Below are 17,351 nucleotides of genomic sequence, written 5' to 3'. Positions count from 1 at the left end.
ACCAGATGGTGGGCTTTTGAAGAGCCTGAAGTCGCTTAGCGCAGACGCTTGAACGCCAGACCTTCTGCGTCGAACAGCATGCAATCGACTTCCGGGAACACCACGCGGATGGCGTCGCCGTACTTCAGGTCGGTCGCATGGCCCGGCAGCTTCATCGACATGATCTCATTGACGCCCGGGATCTCGATATAGGCCAGCACGTGGTCGCCCAGATGCTCGATCAGGTCGACGCGGGCAGGGATCGAGTTCTGATCCGCTTCCGAAGCCAGCAGGATGTGCTCCGGGCGGATACCCAGCGTCACGCGGTCGTTGGCCTTGGCACGGCTGGCGTCCACGGCGGCCTTGATCGCGATGCCCTTCGGCAGGCGGACGGTGGCGCCCTTGGTATCGCCGCTGACCAGCGAGGCATCCAGCAGGTTCATCTTGGGCGAGCCCAGGAAGCCGGCCACGAACAGGTTGGACGGGTTCTCGTACAGTTCCAGCGGGCTGCCCAGCTGTTGAATCACGCCAGCATTGAACACCACGATACGGTCGGCCAGGGTCATGGCTTCCACCTGATCGTGGGTCACGTAGATCATGGTGGTCTTCAGTTCCTGGTGCAGCTTGGACAGCTCGACGCGCATCTGCAGACGCAACGCGGCATCCAGGTTGGACAGCGGCTCGTCGAACAGGAACACCTTCGGTTCACGCACGATGGCGCGACCGATGGCGACACGCTGGCGCTGGCCGCCGGACAGGGCCTTGGGCTTGCGATCCAGCAAATGGGTGATCTGCAGAATCTCCGCAGCACGCTTCACGCGCTGGTCGATTTCCGTCTTGGACACACCGGACAGCTTCAGCGCGAAGCCCATGTTCTCCGCCACGGTCATGTGCGGATACAGCGCGTAGCTTTGGAACACCATGGCGATGCCGCGCTTGGAAGCGTGCACGTCATTGGCGACCGTTTCCCCGATCAGCAGTTCGCCTTCGGTGATGTCTTCCAGACCGGCGATCATCCGCAGCATGGTGGACTTGCCGCAGCCGGACGGGCCGACGAATACGACGAACTCACCGTCCTGGATGTCCAGGCTCACGCCCTTGATGACGGTGACGTCCTTGGTGTAGTTCTTCTTGATGTTCTTGAGCTTAACCGAAGCCATTTATCGATTTCCTTGATATGAATTCTGTTGTCTGTCGCGCGCCGGATTACTTCACGGCGCCATCGAGGCCACTGATGAAGTAGCGCTGGGTAAGGGCGAAGAAGATCAGCACGGGGACGACCGAGAGCACGATGCCGGCCATGACCATGCTGGTCGACACGGCGAAGGGGCCCGTCAGGTCGTTGAACATACCCACCGACAACGGAAGCATGGCCTTGTCCTGAATCACGATACCGGTCCAGATAAACTCGTTCCACGCATTCACCAACGTAAAGATCGCGAGGGCTGCGATGGAAGGCGCCGAAACCGGCACCATCACGCGCCACAGGATTTGCAGTTCCTTGGCACCATCGACGCGGGCGGCATCGATCAGATCCTGAGGGATCTGCTCGAAGGCCTGCTTCATCAGGAAGATGCCGAACGCGCCAGCGACGGTCGGCAGGTACACGCCGGAATAGGTGTTCAGGCCAGTCAGCTTGAAGCCCAGCAGCGCGGTGGACCAGTCACCCAGATGCTTCAGCGTCACGAAGTTCGGGATGATCGCGACTTCGGACGGCAGCATCATGGTGGCAATGATGCCAACGAAGATCAGGCCACGGCCGGGAAAGCGCAGACGTGCCAGGGGGTAGCCCGCCAGCACCGATATCAGCACGGTGCCGATGATGGTGCACAACGAGATCCAGGCCGAGTTCTTCAGGTATGTCATGAACTGGATTTCGTTGAACACCCGGACGAACCACGCCCAGCCCGGATCGGTCGGCAGGAACGAACGCGGGAACAACCAGATGTTGGACGGATCCTCGGACAGCGCAACGGACAGCGCCCAGAGGAAGGGGAAAGTCGTGAAGATGGCGAAGGCGATCAGACCGAGATACTGACCGGTCAGCTCCAACGCTTTAGTAGCTTTTTTACTCATGGCTGCGTACCCGAAGCGGATTATTTCTTTTCACCGAAGAAGCGGAACTGCAATACAGCGAGCAGCACGCAGAAGAAGGTGACCACCAGACCTGCAGCCGCGGCGCGGCCGAAGTTGAAGTTGGTGAACGCCTGGGCATACACGTAGTACAGCGCCGTATAGGTATCGGCCTGACCGCGTGTCAGCACCACCACTTCCTGGAACGCCTTCAAGGCGGCAATCGTGGAAAGCAGGGTACACAGCAGGATGGTCGGCTTGACCATCGGGACGGTGATCTTCCAGAAGCGTTGCCAAGCGTTGGCACCATCCAGAATCGCCGCCTCTTCCACTTCCGTGGGAATCGATTGCAGACCAGCAAGGTACAACACCATGTAGTAGCCGATACCCTTCCAGAAGGTGAAGATCATGACCATGTAGATGGCGATCTTCGGTTCGCCCAGCCAGTTGACCTGTTCGTCGATCAGGCCAAGCGATTGCAGGAACCAGGTCAGGATACCGTCGTACTTGTATACGTTGAGCCACACCACACCAGCGATGGAAATCGCGGTGATGACGGGGATATAGTATGCGGCACGGAAAAAGGTCATCGCGGGCAGCTTGTTGTTCACAAGCTTGGCGACCAGCAGCGCGGACACCTGGATGACAGGAACGACCAGCAGGAAGAGCAGCGAATTCTTCAGCGCACTATGGAAAAGTTCTTCGCCATACAGATATTTGAAGTGGGCGAAGTTATTCCACGTGGCAGTCGCCTCGGCAATGCTGTAATCGTTGAATGCCAGGTAGGCGTTATACCCAACTGGCCAGAAAGTAAATAGACCCATCAGAATCAAGGCTGGCGCCAGAAACAAATAGGCTATTGCGGTGTAACTGCTGGAGTTTTTCACGGCGCAACTCGACTGGATTTTATTCTTTTGCTAGAGAACAAACGGAACCGCCGTCGCCGACGGTTCCGTTCATCTTTACTACGTTACCCAATTACAACCGGGTAATTACTTCGCCAGCTTCTCGTTCCAAGCAGCAGCGGCTTCGTCCAGAGCGGCCTTCACCGGCTTGCGGCCTTCGATGGCGTTCTGGATTTCGTCTTGCAGCTTCTTGTTCATGGAAGCGCCATCCGGCAGCACGCCCGGCGGGATCGTCAGGGTGCGGGCGTTGTCCATCGACTTGGCGGCAACGGCACGAGCGCGCTCAACCACGTCGGCGCTCTTGGCACCGGCTTGGAAGTACGGGTCGAGGTTGGCCTTCTTGGTGGACGGGAAGGTGCTTTCAGTGGCCTTCGAGAACGCAACTTGCTGTTCGTCCGAGGTCAGGAACAGGCCCAGCTTGGCAGCGTCGGCCGGGCTCTTGGTGCCCTTCGGAACAACGAAGTCCATCAGCCAAGCGCCGAATGCACGTTGACCGGCATCGGTCGGGAACGCAGCAACTTCGGTCTTGTCGTAGATGGCCTTGGCGTCGGTTTCGGTACGCTTCAGCGCTTGCGGAGCGGTCGTCATCATGGCGATGCGGCCGGAGTTGTACGCGGCGATTTCTTGTTCAAAGGCCATCTTGAAGACGTCCTTCGGGAACACTCCGGCCTTGTACAGGTCAGCAAACTTCTGCACGAAGGCAACGTGCTTCGGCGAGTTGAACACGGCCTTGCCGTTTTGAACCATCGGCAGACCAGCGTAGTAGAACCAGCCTTCGAAGTTGTCCAGCTTCGGAGCGAAGGCGGCAACACCGGCCTTGGCCTTCACTTGCTTGGCAATGGCAACCAGCTCGTCGAAGTTCTTCGGAGCGGCCTTCACGCCAGCCTTGGCGAAGATGTCCTTGTTGTAGGCAATGATCGAAACGGAGTTGTACCACGGGAAGGCGTACATCTTGCCGTTGACGGTCACGTCCTTCAGGGCACCGACGGAGTACACGTTCTTGGCGGCGCCAACGTATTCGTCCAGAGCGACGATGTTGCCTTGAGCGGCAAATTCGTGAACCCAGGGCACGTTGAAGTTCACCAGAGCGGGCGGGCTGCCGGCAGCGATGGAGGCAATCAGCTTCGGCTGGATTTGGTCCCAGTTCATGTCGACCCACTTGGCCTTCAGGCCGGGGTTGGCAGCGTTGAACTTGGCAACAGCACCTTCGAAGTAGTTGTTGAACTTCGGAGCCAGGTTCATCGTCCAGAACTCGAGTTCGGTATCGGCGTGAGCTTGCAGAGCAGCAAAACCGAACACTGCCGCGCCAACGGTCAACATCTTCTTAAGCTTCATCTTGTCTTCCTCTTGGAGTTATCGACAAAAACGCTCGGAATCGCTTCCTCGCGATACACCACATCTGACTCGGTTACCAACCTACCAAATCATGCGGATTTCTTATTTTGCAGCGGGAGTCTACCAGAAAACCCCCGCCGCAAAGTTTGACTCTGCGCAGAGAGTCAATAAGGTTTTTTACTTGCCCGAGAACTTGGAATTCCAGAACGCCACAGCCTCATCCAGCGCCTTCTTGACGGGCTTCTGGCCGGTGATGGCGGCTTCCAGTTCGTCGTTCATTTTCTTGTTCATCGCGGCTTCGTCAGGCAGGCCCGAGATGGTCAGCGTGCGCGAAGTCTTGATCGCAGCCGCGGCGACGCCGGTGGCTTGTTCGATCGGATCCTTCGAGCTTGCGCCGGCCTTGAAGTAAGCATCGTCGAGCGCCTTGTTGGTCGACGGGAAGGTGGCGGACGCCTTGGCGAACGCCAGCTGATTCTCGTCGTTGGTCAGGTACTGCCCGAGCTTGACCGCTGCATCTACGTTTTTGTAACCCTTGGGTACAGACCACAGGAACAGGAAACCGCCAAACGGTGTCTTGCCCTTGGCTTCCGGGAAGCCGGCCACACCGGTCTGGGCGTACACCTTGGGGGAGTCGGTCTGGGTACGCTTCAGCGCGTGGGCGCCTTCGCCGAACATGGCAATCTTCTGGCTGCCGAAAGCGGCGATCTGGTCTTCGAACTGCATCTTGAAGACATCCTTCGGGAACACGCCGTCGGCATAGGCCTTCTTGAAGTCCTCGACCATCTTCACGTGGGCCGGGCTGTTGAACACAGCCTTGCCGTTCTGCACCACCGGCAGGCCTTCATAGAGGAACCAGCCGGCGAAGCCGTCGTTCAGCTTGGGCGCGAAGCCAGCGACGCCGGTCTTTTCCTTGACCAGGCGGGCGGTCTTCAGCAGATCGGCAAAGGTCTGGGGCGCTTCCTTCACACCGGCCTTGGCCAGCAGGGCCTTGTTGTAGAACAGGACAGCGGTCACCTGGTACCACGGCAGGCCGTAGATCTCGCCGTTGTAGGTCACGTCCTCCAGCGCGCCGCTGGTGTAGACGTTCTTGAAGCTGGCCACTTGCTTGGTGATGGGCACCAGCATCTTCTGCTGGGCGAATTGGTCCATCCAGGGCTTGGGCAGGTTCACCAGACCCGGCACGTTGCCGCTGGCAACAGCGGCGACGACCTTGGGCTGGAATGCATCCCAGGGCACATCGACCCAGACGGCCTGGATGCCGGTCTGGGACTTGTTGAACTTGGCGGTGATGTCCTTCATGGTGCTGTCGAACTTGGGCGACAGGCTGTTGGACCAGTACTCGACCTTGACCGGATCAGCAGCAAGGACGTTGACGGCAGACATAGCGAATACGGCTGCTGCCACGGCGAGGGTAGGCTTCAATTTCATCTTCGACTCCGAATCTTCGTTATTTGTAGGGACGTTCGCCGTGCGGTGAAGCCGGCGCATCCTTTGGCTTAAAAAGCGCGAACTAACCTTAATCATTCGCCGATTGCCGTGTCAAATTGGACGAAGTCTTGCCAAACCCGCGTGATACACCCGCGAATTCCCGTTACGCTCCCGCCGCAATCCAGGCGCAAATCCCACCTGCTTTGCGCACCCTTGGCCAAGCGTTGCCGCCCCTTCTTCCCGACCGCCAGCCCCGGTGAAGCTCAAGGTTCCACCGGCCGTCCGGGGAAATCCGACGCTGACGCAGGTTACAACAATTCAGCAGTAGGGGTGAACATCACTTGCTTGGGCTGCGGGATTGCCGCATGACGGTGCGCTGCATGCGGTCGGAGGCACCATTCGGGCGCATGACGGATGTTTGTAGCCGATACGCAATTGGCAGTGGGTGCCGACTACAAATCGATGAGATCGACCCGAAGCAAATCCTTTTTTCAACAAGGATTTATTTGTGAAGCTCCACGACGAAATCGTAGTAATCGCTACGAAACCATGAGTGGGTCAACTCCACGGCCAGCCCATTTTCGAGAAAACCGACCCGCACCAGATGCAGCATCGCCTCCCCCGCAGGGATATCGGCCAGCGCAGCAAGCTCCGGTGTGGCGTTCACGGCACCGATATTCTGTATCGCCCGTACAACAGTCAGCTTGGCGTTGCGCATGTAATCGTAGAGCGAGTCGCCGATGGCTTCCGGCTCGGGCACCAGGTGATACGGCAGGGCGGTCTCTTCGATCGCCATGACCGTGTCGTTGGCCATGCGCACCCGTTGCAGACGTGTCACCCGGCTGTTGGGTGCGAGGTTGAGCTTGAGCAGCTCCTCGCCCGAGGCAGTGGCCACCTCGCGCTTCAGCCAGCGCGACCCCGGCGTGAAGCCGCGCATCTTCAGCATTTCCGACAGATTGGTCAGCCGCTCCAGCGGCTGTTCCAGCTTGGGGGTGATGTAGGTGCCGGAGCCCTGGCGGCGCAGGATCATCCCCTGTTCGAACAACAAGTCCAGCGCCTTGCGCGCAGTCACGCGCGACACCCCCAGCAGATCGCAGAAGGTACGCTCGGAAGGCAGCGGCTCGTCGGCCTTCCAGAAGCCCGCATTGATGGCGGCCGCCAGCTTGTGGCCCAGCTGCAGGTAAAGCGGCGTCGCGCTGTCCGGGTCAGGTTTCAGCACAAGCAGTTTCTGCTGAGCCAGCATGGCTACACTCCGAGCGTGGGGTGGATCAGGGGGTGAGGGCGCGATGCGCCAGGATCAGGGCGCCGGCGCAGGAATCCTTCTGCGGCAGCTTGGTGGTGTCGAGGAACGAGGCGGGAATGTACGGACGCAGGGCCTGCGACAGACCGCCGCCGCAGATGGCGAGCGGCAGCGACGGCTCGGTGCGGCGCAGCGCCTGGCCGATGATTTCCACTTCACGACCGGCATCGAGCAGGAACTGCCGCGCCAGCGGATCGGTTTCACCGAATTCCACCACGATGGGCGACAGCGAGGCGCACTCGCCCTGGCGCATGGTGGCCATCCATTCGAAGACGGTTTCCCGGGTGTTGCCGGTAACCGACGTCAGCTTGCGGGTGAAATCGGTTTCAGGCACACGTCCGTCGACCACGCGCTGTACCAGGTTGATTGCCTTCAGGCCCAGGTAGGCGCCTGAGCCCTCGTCCGAGGTCGGAAAGCCCCAGCCGCCCACTTCCAGGCGCTGGCCGTCGGCGAGCCAGGCTTCGCCGATCGAGCCCGTACCGATGGCGATGATGCCGCCGTGTGCGCCGTCGTGCGCGCCGAGCAGCGTGGAGAAACCATCGGTCTCCACCACGATGGTGGCGAAGCCGGGGTTCTTGTTCTCGAATTCCTGGGCCCACGCCTTGACCGTGACCCCCGAGAGGCCGAAGCCGGCGATGCACGCGCCGAAATCGGGCTTGTCGATGCCCAGCTTCTCGAAGCCGGCACGGATGGTCAGCGTGATGTTGGTCCAGGCCTTGTCGATGCCCTGCCCCAGCGCCGAGGGGCCGCCTTCGGCACGTACCAGTTCCTTGCCATCCAGCCCCGCGATGCAAATGCGCGTCCCGGTACCGCCACCATCCACGCCGATCAGATATTGGATCTTGCTCATGCCAGACTTCCTTTGTTCATAGCAGGGTGGCTCCTCATCGCGATGAGACCACTCGAATTGGATTTTCATACCACTTGCCGACGGCGGATGCAGCGAAGGCGTTGCATGGCGCGGCGTTCCTCGTTGTCGAATCCATTGCTGGATCAGACCAGGATGCCAATCTAGTGAGCAGCGCATACCCGTGTCAATGCGATAGCTCAACAAAAAAAGCCCCGTATGGATAACGGGGCCCAATCGAAAGGAGTGCAGCATACGCCACACAGAACAATTATTAATTAATAATATTCTGCGTATCAAGCCTTTCCGACCGTGGGCGGAAAGAAGCAATACAGTCCGAGCAACACCAGCCAAACCACCCACGCCGCCCAGAGGGTATGCGAAGGGAAATGCGCACCGCGCATGGTCTGGAACCAGCCCATCGCCCACCCCACGCCCAGACCCAGCCACAGGGCCAGGCGCGCCCGCCGCGGGCTGCTGTCCCGCAGACCGAAATAGAACGCCATCAAGGCGAAACCGCCCGATGCGTGCCCCGCCGGAAAGCAGCGTCCGGGGGATATCCCTGGCGGCAACACCTCGAACAGCGCCAGGTGCGGCGCATAGCCGCCGTAGTCGACTACATCCCAGGGGCAGTGGTGAATGCTGTGCGCCTTGAGCAAGCTGACCGCGGTGCTCGACAGCAACATGCCCAGGAAGATCCAGCCGGCGCGACGCCGATGTCCGCGCAACCGCGTATCCACGAAGGACATCAGCCACAGCCCGAGCATGACCACGCCGACCAGGATGCACAGCATCTTGGTGCCGCTGTGCAGGCCGTTGGCGAGCAGCGGGGCATTCTGCAGCGGAAAGTGCCGGGTCACCGGGTCGAAGTAATGGCCGACGATCAGGTCATCCAGGCCGGTGCCCGGGTAGCCCAGCCACAACCACAGGCCGATCAGCAGCGGCAACCCCAGGTGCAGCAGCCAGAATCGAGCGCTACGCGATGCGTTGAGGCGCCAGCCTTGTCCTGCCCAGCCCACGGCACGGGCGATCAGGTACGGCATGGGGCGAACAGGTCGAGCTGGCGGTTATAGGCCTTGGTCTGCACATCGAGCAGGCCGAGCACCGAGTGGAACAGGTTGTCCTGGGAATAGGCCTGTCCGCTGCGGGCGACCAGGCAGGATCGGTTCACGCCGAAGTCACGCTGGTAGCCGTCGGAGAACCACATCACTGCCGGCACGTGCTTCTGGCCGTCGGGCGCGAACAGGTACGGCGTACCGTGCAGGTACAGATTGTTTTCCCCCAGCGATTCGCCGTGGTCGGACAAATAGATCATCGCCCCGTCCACCCGATCCGCCTTGCTGCGCAGCAGGTCGATCAGGCTGGACAGCACGTAGTCGGTGTAGCGCAGCGAGTTGTCGAAGCTATTGACGATCTGCTCCCGCGAACAGCGGTCGAGCTGGCTGGTGCGGCACTCGGGCCGGAATGCCTTGAACGCATCGGGCGAACGGCTGTAATACGCCGGGCCGTGACTGCCCATCATGTGCAGCACCAGCACCGTATCGCGGTCCAGCGCGTCGAGGCGCGCACCCAGCCCTGCCAGCAGCACCTCATCCAGGCATTCGCCGGCCTTGGGGCAGGCGCTGGGGATCTTGCTGTCGCGCACGTCTTCATTCGGTACCCGCGCGCAGACGCCCTTGCAGCCGGATTGGTTGTCGCGCCATTGCACCGCCAGCCCCGCCTGTTGCAGCACATCAAGCAGGTTGCCGCGCCCTTCGGCCTTTTCCCGATCGAAATTGGATCGCCCCAGATCGGAGAACATGCACGGCAGCGACACCGCAGTCTCGGTCCCGCACGACCAGACGTTGCCGAAATTGATCAATCCCTGCTGCTTGGCCAGGAGCGGGTTGGTATTGCGGCCGTAGCCATTGAGCGAAAAATGGTCGGCACGCGCCGTCTCGCCCACCACGATCACCGTCAGCGACTTGCGCGGCCGCTTGGCCCAGGCGGCGCCCAGCTTGGCGTCGGTACCGATGGGGGTAAAGGTGCGTTCCGAGCGGAGCCGCTGTTTCAGGTAGCTGTTGGTCGCCTGGATGTAGTTGGTCGGCGTCAGCAGGAAGCGCAGGTCACGATGGTTGCGCGCGACCGAGGCAAAGGTCTGGTAGTAGCTCAGGGCGATGCACAGGATCGCCAGCAGCGACACGGCAACCACCATCAGCTTGACCAGCGCCTCGCGCCCCGTGCTGCGCCAGCGGATCGGCGTACGCCACAACAACCAGCTCGGCAGCACGCCGAGCAGCAGCAGATAGGCGAACAGTTTCATCGTCAGCAGATCGCGCACCTCGGCCGGATCGGTCTCCACCGCGTTGCGCACCATGCCCGCATCGATCATCACGCCGTACTGGTTCATGAAATAGGCGACGAGCGACGTGGCCAGCAGCAGGAAGGTGAGGAACGGCCGCAGCACATAAGGCCAGGCCAGCAGCGTCAGGATCAGGTTCAACAGCGCCAGCAGCAGCGCGAAGGCGGCGACGAAACTCAGCCAGTTCGCCGAGGTAAGCGGCTGCACCGCCAACAGGCGGGACCAGAACGGCCCATTGCAGAACAGCAGCAGAAAGCCGATGGCCACCAGCGTGATCCATTCGGGGCGCAACGAAGGCAGACGGAACCACTTGGGGGGTAGCGACAGCATGACAGGCGGACACGGTTGGGAAACGAAGCTCGCACCGTATCGCCCCGCGCGTGAGGAAATCCGCGGGCGCGCGTGAGGTTTTTGTGAGCACCGGTGGTATTCATAGTGCTCAGCACTCACTCTTGCAGGGATGGCCCTCCGTTCGTGTCGAACACCACCCGGATCTCGGTGCCGACACCCGGCTCGCTGCTCGCCTCGCAGCGCCAACCGCAACGCTCGATCAACTGCCGCACGATGGACAGCCCCAGCCCCATGCCGTCGGGCAGGTTGCTGAGCCGGTAGTGCCGCTCGAACACCTGCGTCAATTGATCGGTCGGTATGCCCACGCCGGTATCGCGTACCGCCACCCAGCCAGGGCCGGCCTCGACGCGGATCTCGCCGGTGCCGGCGTAGCGCACCGCGTTGCTCAGCAGATTGTCCAGGACCAGCGACAGCACCGCCTGGTCGGCGCGCACCGCCGCGTCGGCATGCACCAGGTTGAGCAGCGGAATGCCTTGGCTGGCGCACGCCTCGCGATACTGCTCGAACAGCGATTCCACCAGCGGCCACAGCGCCACCGTCTCCACCGCCAGCGGCGTGGTGCCGCGCGCCAGGAACAGCAGGCCGCGCAAGCGGCGCTCCAGTTCGTCGACCGCCAGCACGATGCGCTGCGCCCGCTCGCGCGCGCCGTCCTGCTCGGCCAGCAGCTCGGCGCTGGTGCGGATGCGGGTCAGCGGCGTACGCAACTCGTGGCTGACATTGGCGGTGAACTCCCGTTCACGCTCGATCAGCGTGGTATTGCGCGCGCGGTAGTCGTCGAGCGCCAGCGCCAGCCGCGCGACCTCTTCATCCTGCTCCGCCTCGGTGAACGGCGCCGGGTCGTCCTCGGCCACCCGCTGCGCCAGCCGCCGCAGTTGCCCCAACTGGGCGTCGGCCAGCCACTGGCCCAGCCACAACGCCATCGCCGACAACACCAGCACGCCGATGACCAGCGCGATCAGCAACCGCTCCAGCCGCTCTTCGTGCAACCGGGTGTCGTACATCAGGTAGTAGCGCTCACCCGCGTCGTCGCGCACGCCGACGTGATACTCGATCCCCTGGATGAACCACTCATGGTTGCCCAGCGCCAGCCGCTCCATGCCCTCGGGCAGACCCGGGGGGCGGTGCCCGGCGGGGGCGTGGAACAACGACAGGTGCGGCGGCAGCATGGTTTCGCGGCCGTGGCTGCCGGTCACGCCGTCGAGCGCGGTGTTGACCACCTCGTCGATCAGTTCCTCTTCCTGTTCCTCGCTGCTCAGGAACAACGCCACCGCCTGCGCCACCACCGCCAGGATGGTCAGCAAGGTAAAGGTCCAGGCCAGGCGCCAGCGCAGGCTGCCACGGGCCGGAGTCGTCGCGGAGGTCGTCATCGTGTGCCGGGCTCCTGTTCCAGCGCCACCAGCTTGTAGCCGCGTCCATGCACGGTCAGCAGCGGGCAGCGCCCGTCCGGCAGGGTCAGCGCGCGCCGCAACTGGGCGATCTGGGTGCGCAGCGCGTCGCTGCTTCCCTGCTCATGCCCCCATACCTCGGCTTCGAGTTCGGCGCGCGAGAACAGCCGGCCCGGATGCGCCATCAGCGCCACCAGCAGGCGCAAGCCCTTGGGCGGCAACGCCAGTTCTCGCCCCTGCCAGCGGATCTCGCCACCGGCTTCGTCGTATTCCAGCGCGCCGACGCGCAGCGTCTGATCCACCACCCTGCCCTGCGCCCGCTTCACCAGCGCCTGCAAGCGCAACTCCACCTCCTTGAGGGCGAACGGCTTGACCAGGTAATCGTCGGCACCGGCATCGAAGCCGGCCACCTTGTCGTCCAGGGTGTCGCGGGCGGTGAGCATCAGGATGGGCACGGGGGAATGCGCGTCGCGGCGCAGCCGCTGCGCCAGGGTCAGGCCATCCAGGCCGGGCAGGCCCAGGTCGAGCACCACAGCGTCGAAGGCGTGCGCAGTGGCCAGATGCAGGCCGACCAGGCCATTGGGGGCCGCGTCCACCTCGTGTCCGCGCGCCGCCAGGTAGTCATAGAGATTCGCCGCGATTTCCGCGTCGTCTTCGACGATCAGGATCCGCATACTGCCTCATCAGTCGTGTTGGCAAGCGAGCCGCCCGGCCCGTCGGCACGGCTTCCGCCGCGCGCAGCGGACATGATGCAGTGCTCAGACCTTCGTCACCAGATCCTTGGTGGTGAAGAAGGCGTCGGAGAAGAATTCGTCCTGCGGCAGCTTGCGCGCGACGAAGTGCTTGTAGGCCGCCTCGACCATCACCGGCGCGCCGCAGGCGTAGACCTGATAACCGGCCAGGCTGCCGAAGTCCTCCAGCACTGCCTCGTGCAGGAAGCCGGTACGGCCCTGCCACTGGTCTTCCGGGCGCGGCTCGGACAACACGGGGATGAAGGTGAAGTTGGGGTGCTCCTGCTGCCAGGCGCCGGGCAGTTCGGGCATGTACAGGTCGGCCAGCGTGCGCGCGCCCCAGTACAGCACCATCTCGCGCTGGATGCCCTTCTGGAAGGCGTACTGCAACATGCCCTTGATCGGCGCAAAGCCGGTGCCGGTGGCGATGAACAGGATCGGCTTGTCGCTGTCCTCGCGCAGGAAGAACGACCCCAGCGGCCCGGTGAAGCGGAAGATCTCCTTCTCCTTCATCTCGTTCCACACGTAGTCGGAGAACTCGCCGTTGGGCACATGGCGGATGTGCAACTGGATGTGGTCGTCCTCATACGGCGCGTTGGCGATGGAGAAACTGCGCTTCTTGCCGCCCTTGGTGTGGATGTCGATGTACTGCCCGGCCAGGAACTGCAGCCGCTCGGTGGTCGGCAGCTTCAGCTTGAGCACCGCCACATCGTGCGACACCTTGTCGATCTTCTCGACGCGGCACGGCAGCGTCTTGATGCGGATGTCCTTGGTGGCCGAGATCTCCTTGCACTCGATGGTCACGTCGCCCACCGGCCTGGCACAGCAGAACAGCGCCAGCCCGCGCTCCATCTCGGTGTGGGACAACGCCGACTCGGCATGGTCGGCGTGCTCCACCTCGCCCGCCAGCACCTGCCCCTTGCAGGCGCCGCAGGCGCCGTTCTTGCAGCCGTAGGGCATGTTGAAACCGGCGCGCAGGGCGGCGGCGAGAAGGGTTTCGTCGTCTTCGACGCTGATTTGCTGGCCCGAAGGCTGGATGGTAAGTTGCTTGGTCATTCGCGCAAGACTGGTTCGATGCAGAAAGTATCCGGATTCCAATGGCCGCGGCGCCTGTTGATCGTCGGCTGCGGTGATGTGCTGAGCCGCGCCCTGCCCTGGCTGTCGCGGCGTTTTCGCGTCCTGGGCACCGCGCGCTCGCCGGAGAGTGCGGCGCGGCTGCGGGCCCTGGGCGTCGTGCCGGTCTGCGCCGACCTCGATCACCCGACGACGCTGCGGCGGCTGGGTGGCCTGGCGGATCTGGTGATCCACGGCGCGCCGCCGCCCGCTTCGGGGCAGCGCGACCCGCGCAGTCGTCGCCTGGTGGCGGCGCTGGCGCATCGCGCGAAGCGCCCGAGTTTAGCACAGCGCCCCAGGCTGGCCGTCTACCTCGGGACCAGCGGGATCTATGGCGATTGCGCCGGCGCCTGGGTCGCCGAGACCCGCCCGCCCCAGCCCGCCAGCGACCGCGCCCGGCGCCGCCTCGACGCCGAGCGCACCCTGCGCGCCTGGGCGCGGCGCCAGCGCGTCGGACTGGCGCTGCTGCGGGTGCCGGGCATCTACGCCGCCGAGCGCCTGCCGCTGGCGCGCGTCGAGCGCGGCGACGTCTGCATCGAGCGCGACGACGACAGCTACAGCAACCACATCCACGCCGACGATCTGGCGCGCGCCGTCTGCGCCGCGCTGTTCCGCGGCCAGCCGCTGCGCAGCTATCACATCAACGACGACCTGCCGCTGAAGATGGGCGACTGGTTCGACCTCGTCGCCGACGCGCACGCGCTGCCGCGTCCGCCGCGCGTCGGCCGCGCCGAGGCCCGCACGCGCCTGACGCCGGCCATGGTGTCCTACCTGGACGAATCGCGCCGCCTCGACAATCGTCGCGCCAAGCGGGAACTGCGCCTGCGGCTGGCCTACCCCAGCGCTTTGTCACTACTTGCCCAGCACGCGAAATCCACCGGGTAAAAAACGCAGCAGCTCCTAGACTGTGAGAACCAACGCGTTCTGGCCCCACAAAGACCGGAGCGCGTGTCTTTTGGGCCGCCTCGCCATGTGGCATGGCAGCGGCCCCGGTCCCACAAGGAGGTGCCCTCAATGTCCACGCCATCCCAAGCGGCCGTTGTCCGCGATTTCGCCAAGCCGCTCGATGTCACCCAGGTCGATATTCCCGATCCCGGCCCCGGCCAGGTGCTGATCCGGAACATCGCCTGTGGTGTCTGCCATACCGACCTGCATGCCGCGCACGGCGACTGGCCGGTGAAGCCCTCCCCTCCGTTCATTCCCGGCCACGAAGCGGTCGGCGAAGTGGTCAAGGTCGGGCCCGGCGTCACCCGGCTCAAGGTCGGCGACCGTGTCGGCGTACCGTGGCTGCACGACGCCTGCGGCCACTGCACCTACTGCACCACCGGCTGGGAGACACTATGCGTCGAACAGCACAACACCGGCTACTCGGTGAACGGCGGTTTCTCGCAGTACAGCCTGGCGGCGGCCGACTACGTCGGCATCATTCCGCCGGGGCTCGATCCGTTCGACGCCGCGCCCATCCTTTGCGCCGGCGTGACCACCTACAAGGGATTGAAGGAAACCGACGCGCGTCCCGGCCAGTGGGTGGCGATCTCGGGCGTCGGTGGTCTGGGCCACGTCGCGGTGCAGTACGCCAAGGCCATGGGCTTCAACGTGATCGCGGTCGATCGCGGCGACGACAAGCTGGCCCTCGCCCGCGAACTGGGCGCCGATCGCGCCTACGACTACACCAAGGGCGATGTCGCCGCCGAAGTACAGCGCGATGTGGGCGGGGTACACGGGGTGCTGGTCACCGCCGTGTCGCCGGCCGCCTTCGACCAGGGCATCGCGCTGCTGCGCCGCGGTGGCACCATGTCGCTGGTCGGCCTGCCGCCGGGTGATTTCAAGACCCCGATCTTCGACGTGGTGCTCAGTCGCAAGACCATCCGCGGCTCCATCGTCGGCACCCGCCAGGACTTGCAGGAGGCGCTGGACTTCGCCGCGGCCGGCAAGGTCAAGGCGCACTACACCCGCGCCAAATTGGCGGATATCAACGATGTTTTCGCCAAGATGGAAAAGGGTGAACTGCTCGGCCGGGTGGTGCTGGAATTCTGACGCGCCCCGTCGGCAAGACAAAGGCCGCTCTCGGGCGGCCTTTTTTTTTTGCGCGTCGCAGCGAGGTCAGCCGGTCAACGCCTTGCGCTCGCGTTCGAGCTGCGCCATCAGCCGCTGCACACCGGCCTCGGCCGAACGGGTCAGGTTGAGGAAGCGGCAACCCAGGTGAAAGCGCTCCTCGCCGCTGCGCGACAGCATGGCGCGTTGCGAGCAGACTTCGATGTCCACCTGGACGGTGCCGGCGGCGCCCAGTTCGATCACCGCATCCTCCAGCCGCGTGCCGCGCTCCAGCTGGCGGGCGGCGACCGGCGACGCCCACAGGCCGACGCCGCCCAGCGACAGGTCGTGCAATTCCAGGCTCAGCCTGTGGCCGTCGCGGGTGGTGATGTGGCAGATGAAGGGATTGGCCAGCGGCGTTTCGATGCGGAAATACTCGCGCCGCTGCAACTTGACCAGATCCTCGGGAAACGCCGACAGGAAGGCGGGCCGGCCGTCGATGCGCGCCTCGCGGGGGCGGCCGATCACGAACTGCACCTTCACCCCGTCCGGCGCGGCCACGCACACGTTGCGATCGGACGACAACAGCGCGCGATTCAGCGCATCCTGGCCGGCCCAGTCGAAGCAGAACTTCCGCCCCGGCACGTCCACCATCAGAATCCGCGTCAACAACAGCTGCTTGCCGTGGGCGAAGTGCACGGTCAGGAAATCGGCACGGTTTTGCAGTTGCCGCAGTACGGCGCCGACTTCCAGCGGATTGGACAAGCGATAACGACCGATTTCCTCTTCGTCGGAGATCTGGTGCAACGCGTTGAATTCAGGCTCGGTCATGGCAACGGTTGGAAACGTCATTCCTCGATCAACAGCGCAAGATCGTGGGCGAAGACCTCGGGGCCGGCGCCGTAGTTCTCCAGCACGCGCAGCCTTCCCTTGCGGTCGATCAGATAGGTGCCGGCAGTATGATCCACCGTATAGCCGTCAGCCACATTCTGACGTTGGTAAATCACCTTATATCGTTCGGTCGCCGCACTGACTTGCTGCGGTGTGCCGGTCAGCCCGACGAACCGCTTGTCGAAGGCCGGCACGTATTGCGCCAATAACTGGGGCGTGTCGCGCTCCGGGTCCACCGATACGAACAGCACCTGTACTTCCCCCGCTTTATCGCCCAGCTTCTTCATCGCTGCCGACAATTCGGCCATGGTGGTGGGACAGACGTCCGGGCAATGGGTGTAGCCGAAGAACAGCGCCACCACCTTACCCCGGTAGTCGGAGAGCAATCGCGCCTTGCCGGTGTGATCGACCAGCTGGAAGTCGCCGCCGAACGAGGCGCCGGTCAGGTCGCTGCCCTGAAAGGCCGGGCGGGAACATGCGGCCAGCAGCGCCAGCACCATCAGGCAGAACAGACGACGGATCATGAAGACAGCCTTGGCATGACAAAGGTAAGTTGTCTGGCAGTGTGACGCGCCGGCCCGGTGGGGGCAAGCCGCGCCGCCCATCCTGTGACATTGCCCGCCAGCGGGCGGACGGAT

The 17,351-nt window shown here is 63.4% G+C and carries 16 protein-coding genes; 2 read left to right on the top strand and 14 right to left on the bottom strand.

Features of this window, described 5'->3' with window-relative positions:
* Window positions 1-35: 35 nt before the first annotated feature.
* The 12 genes from C556_RS0104245 to C556_RS0104190 all read right to left on the bottom strand — a co-directional run bounded on the left by C556_RS0104245 (window position 36) and on the right by C556_RS0104190 (window position 13,731).
* A complete protein-coding gene (locus tag C556_RS0104245; protein WP_018746991.1) occupies window positions 36-1,139 on the bottom strand; it encodes an ABC transporter ATP-binding protein in 1,104 nt (367 codons plus the stop codon).
* Window positions 1,140-1,185: 46 nt separating this feature from the next.
* On the bottom strand, window positions 1,186-2,055 hold the full coding sequence (locus tag C556_RS0104240) for a carbohydrate ABC transporter permease (RefSeq protein ID WP_026262799.1): 870 nt from the start codon (window positions 2,053-2,055) through the stop codon (window positions 1,186-1,188).
* Window positions 2,056-2,075: 20 nt separating this feature from the next.
* Entirely contained in the window at window positions 2,076-2,939 is an 864-nt protein-coding gene (locus tag C556_RS0104235; RefSeq protein ID WP_026262798.1) for a carbohydrate ABC transporter permease, read from the bottom strand.
* Window positions 2,940-3,044: 105 nt separating this feature from the next.
* Entirely contained in the window at window positions 3,045-4,292 is a 1,248-nt protein-coding gene (locus tag C556_RS0104230; RefSeq protein ID WP_018746988.1) for an ABC transporter substrate-binding protein, read from the bottom strand.
* Between the two features lie 177 nt (window positions 4,293-4,469).
* The gene (locus C556_RS0104225) at window positions 4,470-5,675 is read right to left on the bottom strand and encodes an ABC transporter substrate-binding protein (protein ID WP_018746987.1); all 1,206 of its coding nucleotides are present in this window, start codon (window positions 5,673-5,675) and stop codon (window positions 4,470-4,472) included.
* 547 nt (window positions 5,676-6,222) lie between these two features.
* A complete protein-coding gene (locus C556_RS0104220; RefSeq protein ID WP_018746986.1) occupies window positions 6,223-6,963 on the bottom strand; it encodes a GntR family transcriptional regulator in 741 nt (246 codons plus the stop codon).
* A 25-nt stretch (window positions 6,964-6,988) separates the two neighbouring features.
* Window positions 6,989-7,870: a glucosamine kinase nucleotide-binding domain-containing protein gene (locus C556_RS0104215; RefSeq protein WP_018746985.1), complete on the bottom strand. Its 882-nt coding sequence runs from the start codon at window positions 7,868-7,870 to the stop codon at window positions 6,989-6,991.
* Window positions 7,871-8,163: 293 nt separating this feature from the next.
* A complete protein-coding gene (locus tag C556_RS19275; RefSeq protein ID WP_018746984.1) occupies window positions 8,164-8,910 on the bottom strand; it encodes a phosphatase PAP2 family protein in 747 nt (248 codons plus the stop codon).
* The gene (locus C556_RS0104205) at window positions 8,898-10,538 is read right to left on the bottom strand and encodes a phosphoethanolamine transferase (protein ID WP_018746983.1); all 1,641 of its coding nucleotides are present in this window, start codon (window positions 10,536-10,538) and stop codon (window positions 8,898-8,900) included. Before C556_RS0104205 ends, C556_RS19275 begins: the two co-directional genes overlap by 13 nt.
* Before the next feature lie 116 nt (window positions 10,539-10,654).
* Window positions 10,655-11,926, bottom strand: a complete 1,272-nt coding sequence (locus C556_RS0104200) for a sensor histidine kinase (RefSeq protein ID WP_018746982.1) — start codon at window positions 11,924-11,926, stop codon at window positions 10,655-10,657.
* Window positions 11,923-12,618, bottom strand: a complete 696-nt coding sequence (locus C556_RS0104195; protein ID WP_018746981.1) for a response regulator transcription factor — start codon at window positions 12,616-12,618, stop codon at window positions 11,923-11,925. Before C556_RS0104195 ends, C556_RS0104200 begins: the two co-directional genes overlap by 4 nt.
* Before the next feature lie 84 nt (window positions 12,619-12,702).
* On the bottom strand, window positions 12,703-13,731 hold the full coding sequence (locus tag C556_RS0104190) for a CDP-6-deoxy-delta-3,4-glucoseen reductase (RefSeq protein WP_018746980.1): 1,029 nt from the start codon (window positions 13,729-13,731) through the stop codon (window positions 12,703-12,705).
* Window positions 13,732-13,749: 18 nt separating this feature from the next.
* Here C556_RS0104190 and C556_RS0104185 point away from each other — a divergent pair, with 18 nt between their 5' ends.
* Complete coding sequence (locus tag C556_RS0104185; RefSeq protein WP_018746979.1) at window positions 13,750-14,673, top strand: NAD-dependent epimerase/dehydratase family protein; 924 nt, start codon at window positions 13,750-13,752, stop codon at window positions 14,671-14,673.
* Between the two features lie 129 nt (window positions 14,674-14,802).
* Window positions 14,803-15,825, top strand: a complete 1,023-nt coding sequence (gene adhP / locus C556_RS0104180; protein ID WP_018746978.1) for an alcohol dehydrogenase AdhP — start codon at window positions 14,803-14,805, stop codon at window positions 15,823-15,825.
* Window positions 15,826-15,891: 66 nt separating this feature from the next.
* On the opposite strand, the gene C556_RS19270 is transcribed toward adhP, so the two are convergent.
* Both C556_RS19270 and C556_RS0104170 read right to left on the bottom strand, forming a co-directional pair.
* Window positions 15,892-16,653: a flagellar brake protein gene (locus C556_RS19270; protein WP_018746977.1), complete on the bottom strand. Its 762-nt coding sequence runs from the start codon at window positions 16,651-16,653 to the stop codon at window positions 15,892-15,894.
* 17 nt (window positions 16,654-16,670) lie between these two features.
* Window positions 16,671-17,237: an SCO family protein gene (locus C556_RS0104170; protein ID WP_018746976.1), complete on the bottom strand. Its 567-nt coding sequence runs from the start codon at window positions 17,235-17,237 to the stop codon at window positions 16,671-16,673.
* Window positions 17,238-17,351 lie beyond the last annotated feature (114 nt).

This window comes from Chitiniphilus shinanonensis DSM 23277 (assembly GCF_000374805.1).
Lineage (GTDB): Bacteria > Pseudomonadota > Gammaproteobacteria > Burkholderiales > Chitinibacteraceae > Chitiniphilus > Chitiniphilus shinanonensis.
Note: the sequence above shows the minus strand (reverse complement) of the source record. Positions and strands in the feature narration are given on the sequence as shown.

Excerpts from the sequence above, each read along its gene's own strand:
- C556_RS0104230 (WP_018746988.1), bottom strand. The coding sequence starts at position 4,292 with ATGAAGCTTAAGAAGATGTTGACCGTTGGCGCGGCAGTGTTCGGTTTT.
- adhP (WP_018746978.1), top strand. The coding sequence starts at position 14,803 with ATGTCCACGCCATCCCAAGCGGCCGTTGTCCGCGATTTCGCCAAGCCG.
- C556_RS0104220 (WP_018746986.1), bottom strand. The coding sequence starts at position 6,963 with ATGCTGGCTCAGCAGAAACTGCTTGTGCTGAAACCTGACCCGGACAGC.
- C556_RS0104185 (WP_018746979.1), top strand. The coding sequence starts at position 13,750 with ATGCAGAAAGTATCCGGATTCCAATGGCCGCGGCGCCTGTTGATCGTC.
- C556_RS19275 (WP_018746984.1), bottom strand. The coding sequence starts at position 8,910 with ATGCCGTACCTGATCGCCCGTGCCGTGGGCTGGGCAGGACAAGGCTGG.
- C556_RS0104200 (WP_018746982.1), bottom strand. The coding sequence starts at position 11,926 with ATGACGACCTCCGCGACGACTCCGGCCCGTGGCAGCCTGCGCTGGCGC.
- C556_RS0104195 (WP_018746981.1), bottom strand. The coding sequence starts at position 12,618 with ATGCGGATCCTGATCGTCGAAGACGACGCGGAAATCGCGGCGAATCTC.
- C556_RS0104190 (WP_018746980.1), bottom strand. The coding sequence starts at position 13,731 with ATGACCAAGCAACTTACCATCCAGCCTTCGGGCCAGCAAATCAGCGTC.
- C556_RS0104245 (WP_018746991.1), bottom strand. The coding sequence starts at position 1,139 with ATGGCTTCGGTTAAGCTCAAGAACATCAAGAAGAACTACACCAAGGAC.
- C556_RS0104225 (WP_018746987.1), bottom strand. The coding sequence starts at position 5,675 with ATGTCTGCCGTCAACGTCCTTGCTGCTGATCCGGTCAAGGTCGAGTAC.
- C556_RS19270 (WP_018746977.1), bottom strand. The coding sequence starts at position 16,653 with ATGACCGAGCCTGAATTCAACGCGTTGCACCAGATCTCCGACGAAGAG.
- C556_RS0104170 (WP_018746976.1), bottom strand. The coding sequence starts at position 17,237 with ATGATCCGTCGTCTGTTCTGCCTGATGGTGCTGGCGCTGCTGGCCGCA.
- C556_RS0104215 (WP_018746985.1), bottom strand. The coding sequence starts at position 7,870 with ATGAGCAAGATCCAATATCTGATCGGCGTGGATGGTGGCGGTACCGGG.
- C556_RS0104205 (WP_018746983.1), bottom strand. The coding sequence starts at position 10,538 with ATGCTGTCGCTACCCCCCAAGTGGTTCCGTCTGCCTTCGTTGCGCCCC.
- C556_RS0104240 (WP_026262799.1), bottom strand. The coding sequence starts at position 2,055 with ATGAGTAAAAAAGCTACTAAAGCGTTGGAGCTGACCGGTCAGTATCTC.